Source organism: Synechococcus sp. R55.7 (assembly GCF_047461955.1).
Taxonomy (GTDB): domain Bacteria; phylum Cyanobacteriota; class Cyanobacteriia; order Thermostichales; family Thermostichaceae; genus Thermostichus.
Genome location: NZ_JANSIC010000261.1, coordinates 1 through 3,278, shown reverse-complemented (window position 1 = coordinate 3,278; position 3,278 = coordinate 1). Strand labels below are relative to the sequence as shown.

Below are 3,278 nucleotides of genomic sequence, written 5' to 3'. Positions count from 1 at the left end.
CTGAAAATGATAATTACTGATAATCAAAATTGAAAACGGCAAGGGGGCCTCATGAAAGTTGCCTACGTGTTCACTCACCCTCGCTGCGGCACCTATAAGTTGGGCCAGATGATCCTGCCCCAGCTAGAAGCAGGGGTGCATGGAGCGCAGGTGGTGGGCATGTTCTTTTTCGACGACAACTGCTTTGTTTTGCGGCAGGGGGATCCCATTGGCGAGCGCTTGGCCAAAGTTGCCCAAGAGCAAAACATCCTGCTGATGATGTGTGACATGTGCGCTCTGGAGCGCAACCTAGCCGAAGGGGAACCCCGCTGGTGCGACGCTCAAGGACGCGGGCGCAGAGAGCCAGCTCGGTGCGTTCCCAAAAACGTCGTCAAAGGAGTGCAGGTGGGCTGTTTCCCTGACCTCTACGAGGCCTTGAAGGACAACCCACCTGACCAAGTGATTACGCTTTGACGGAAGGACCCCGACTTAGCTGACGGCCACAGCAGCAGGTGGCTCCTGGCTGGGCTGAGAGCCGATCTTGCGGAAGATCAACCGCTCGTTGGCTACATCCACCAAAATGCGGTCGCCGGGTAGGAACTCGTTTTCCAGCAGCTTGGTGGCAATGGGATTTTCGATCTCCCGCTGGATCACCCGCTTCAGGGGACGGGCCCCGAACACTGGGTCGTAGCCCACCTCTGCCAGGTAGTCCTTGGCTTTTTCGGTGAGCAGGATCTCGATTTGCTGATCTGCCAGCAGCTTTTCCACCCGCTGCATTTGCAGGCCGACAATCTGGCGAATTTGCTCTTTGGTGAGGGCGTGGAAGATGATCAGCTCGTCCACCCGGTTGAGGAACTCCGGTCGGAAGTGGTGCCGCAGCATGGCCAGCACCTGAGTTTTCATCTCCTCGTAGCGGCTTTCATCGGCCCCAATTTCCAGGATGAGGTCGCTGCCGATGTTGCTGGTCATGATGATGATGGTGTTTTTGAAGTCCACTGTCCGCCCTTGGGAGTCGGTGATGCGGCCATCGTCCAGCACCTGCAGCAGGATGTTGAAGACATCCGGGTGGGCTTTTTCCACCTCGTCAAACAGCACCACCGAGTAGGGGCGTCGCCGCACCGCCTCGGAGAGCTGCCCGCCTTCTTCGTAGCCCACGTAGCCTGGAGGAGCTCCGATTAGACGAGAGACCGAGTGCTTCTCCATGTACTCGGACATGTCGATGCGCACCATCGCCTCGGAAGTGTCGAAGAGGAACTCCGCCAAGGCACGGGCCAGCTCGGTTTTCCCCACGCCAGTGGGCCCCATGAACAGGAAAGAGCCGATGGGGCGATTGGGATCCTTCATGCCGGCCCGGGCGCGCCGAATGGCTGCCGCTACGGCGGCTACCGCCTCGTCTTGGCCCACCACCCGCTGGTGCAAATGGGCTTCCAGGCGCAGCAGCTTCTGCTTTTCCGACTCCATCAGGCTGGTGACTGGGATCCCGGTCCAGCGGGAGACGATCTCAGCGATATCTTCAGGAGTCACTTGCTCCCGCAGCAGCGGCTCGCCGTTGGTCTGCAGCTTGGCCAGGTGAGCCTCCTGCTCTTGGATTTGCCGCTCCAATTCCATCAGCTTGCCGTACTTGAGCTCGGCAGCGCGGTTGAGGTCATATTTTTGTTCAGCCTGTTCGATTTGAAGCTTGACGGCGTCCCGCTCGGCTTTAAGGCTTTGCAGGCGTTCGATAGCCTCTTTTTCAAATTGCCAGCGAGCATTCAACTCCCGTTGTCGCTCCGTCAGGTTGGCCAGCTCCTGCTCAATTTTGCTGAGGCGATCTCTAGAGGCAGCATCATCTTCTTTTTTCAGGGAGAGCTCCTCCATCTGCAGTTGCATGATGCGCCGGTCGATCTCGTCCAGCTCGACGGGCTTGGAGGTGATCTCCATCTTCAGCTTGGCCGCCGCCTCGTCCACCAGGTCGATGGCTTTGTCGGGCAGGAAGCGCTCGGAGATGTAGCGGTTGGAGAGCACCGCTGCCGCCACCAAGGCGGAGTCGCTGATTTTGACCCCATGGTGCAGCTCGTAGCGCTCTTTGAGGCCGCGCAGGATGGAGATGGTATCTTCCACCGAAGGCTGATCCACGTACACCGGCTGAAAGCGGCGTTCTAGGGCCGCATCTTTTTCGATGTGCTTGCGGTATTCATCCAGGGTGGTGGCGCCGATACAGCGCAACTCGCCCCGCGCCAGCATGGGTTTGAGCAAGTTGCCGGCATCCATGGCCCCTTCGCCGGCCCCGGCGCCGACAACGGTGTGCAACTCGTCGATGAAGAGGATGATCTGGCCTTCGGATTCAGTGACCTCTTTGAGCACAGCTTTGAGGCGGTCTTCAAATTCCCCGCGGTACTTGGCCCCGGCAATGAGAGCGCCCATGTCCAGAGCAATGACTCGCCGGTTTTTCAGAGACTCCGGCACATCTCCCCGGTTGATGCGCTGGGCTAGGCCCTCCACAATGGCTGTTTTCCCCACGCCGGGTTCGCCGATGAGGACGGGGTTGTTTTTGGTGCGGCGGGAGAGCACCTGAATGACGCGGCGGATCTCGTCATCTCGCCCGATCACCGGGTCCAGCTTCCCTTCGCGGGCCGCCTGGGTGAGATCGCGGCCATAGCGCTCCAGGGCTTCGTAGCGGGATTCGGGGTTTTTGTCGGTGACCCGCTGTTTGCCTCGCACCTCTTTGATGACCGGTTTGAGGCGCTCTACCGTCAGGCCCAGGGGTGCCAAGACCCGCTTGCCCACCCGCTCATCTTGCAGGGATCCCAAAAACAAGTGCTCCACCGAGATGAAATCATCGCCGTACTCTTTGCGAAACTCCTCGGCTCGATCCAGGGTGGTTTCCAGGCCGCGACCCAAGTAGAGCTGATCCACCCGCGCCAACTTGGGCTGCTGGTTGATGAAGCTTTCCACTTTATCCCGCACCAGCCTCGGATCGATACCTGCCCGTTGCAGGAGGGTTTGGGTGAGCCCCCCCTCTTGATCCAGAAGGGAGATCAGCAAATGCTCGGTTTCCAACTGTTGCTGCTGGTGCCGCCGGGCCACATCTTGGGATTGGACAATGGCGCTCCAAGCTTTTTCGGTAAATTGGTTGGGATTGGTGGGCTGCATAGGAGTTCGGCAGAGCTTTGCTACTCAGTATAGGAAGGCAATACAGACACAGGGAGCACCCTGGACTCTTTCGGGGCAGTAGAGCTGGGTGCCGGAAGCTCCGGTAGGATCTTCCTGATCTAGGTATCGCCTATTTTGCCAGAGCCAGAGTTCGCAACAACCGTCCT

The 3,278-nt window shown here is 59.0% G+C and carries 2 protein-coding genes; one reads left to right on the top strand and one right to left on the bottom strand.

All coding sequences use genetic code 11. The features are described from left to right. Positions 1–51: 51 nt before the first annotated feature. Positions 52–453, top strand: a complete 402-nt coding sequence (locus NW820_RS11360) for a SaoD/DsrE family protein (protein WP_414331634.1) — start codon at positions 52–54, stop codon at positions 451–453. A gap of 15 nt (positions 454–468) precedes the next feature. Here the strand turns inward: NW820_RS11360 and clpB are convergent, their stop codons facing one another. Further along, on the bottom strand, positions 469–3,111 hold the full coding sequence (gene clpB, locus NW820_RS11355; protein ID WP_414407530.1) for an ATP-dependent chaperone ClpB: 2,643 nt from the start codon (positions 3,109–3,111) through the stop codon (positions 469–471). Between the last annotated feature and the right edge of the window lie 167 nt (positions 3,112–3,278).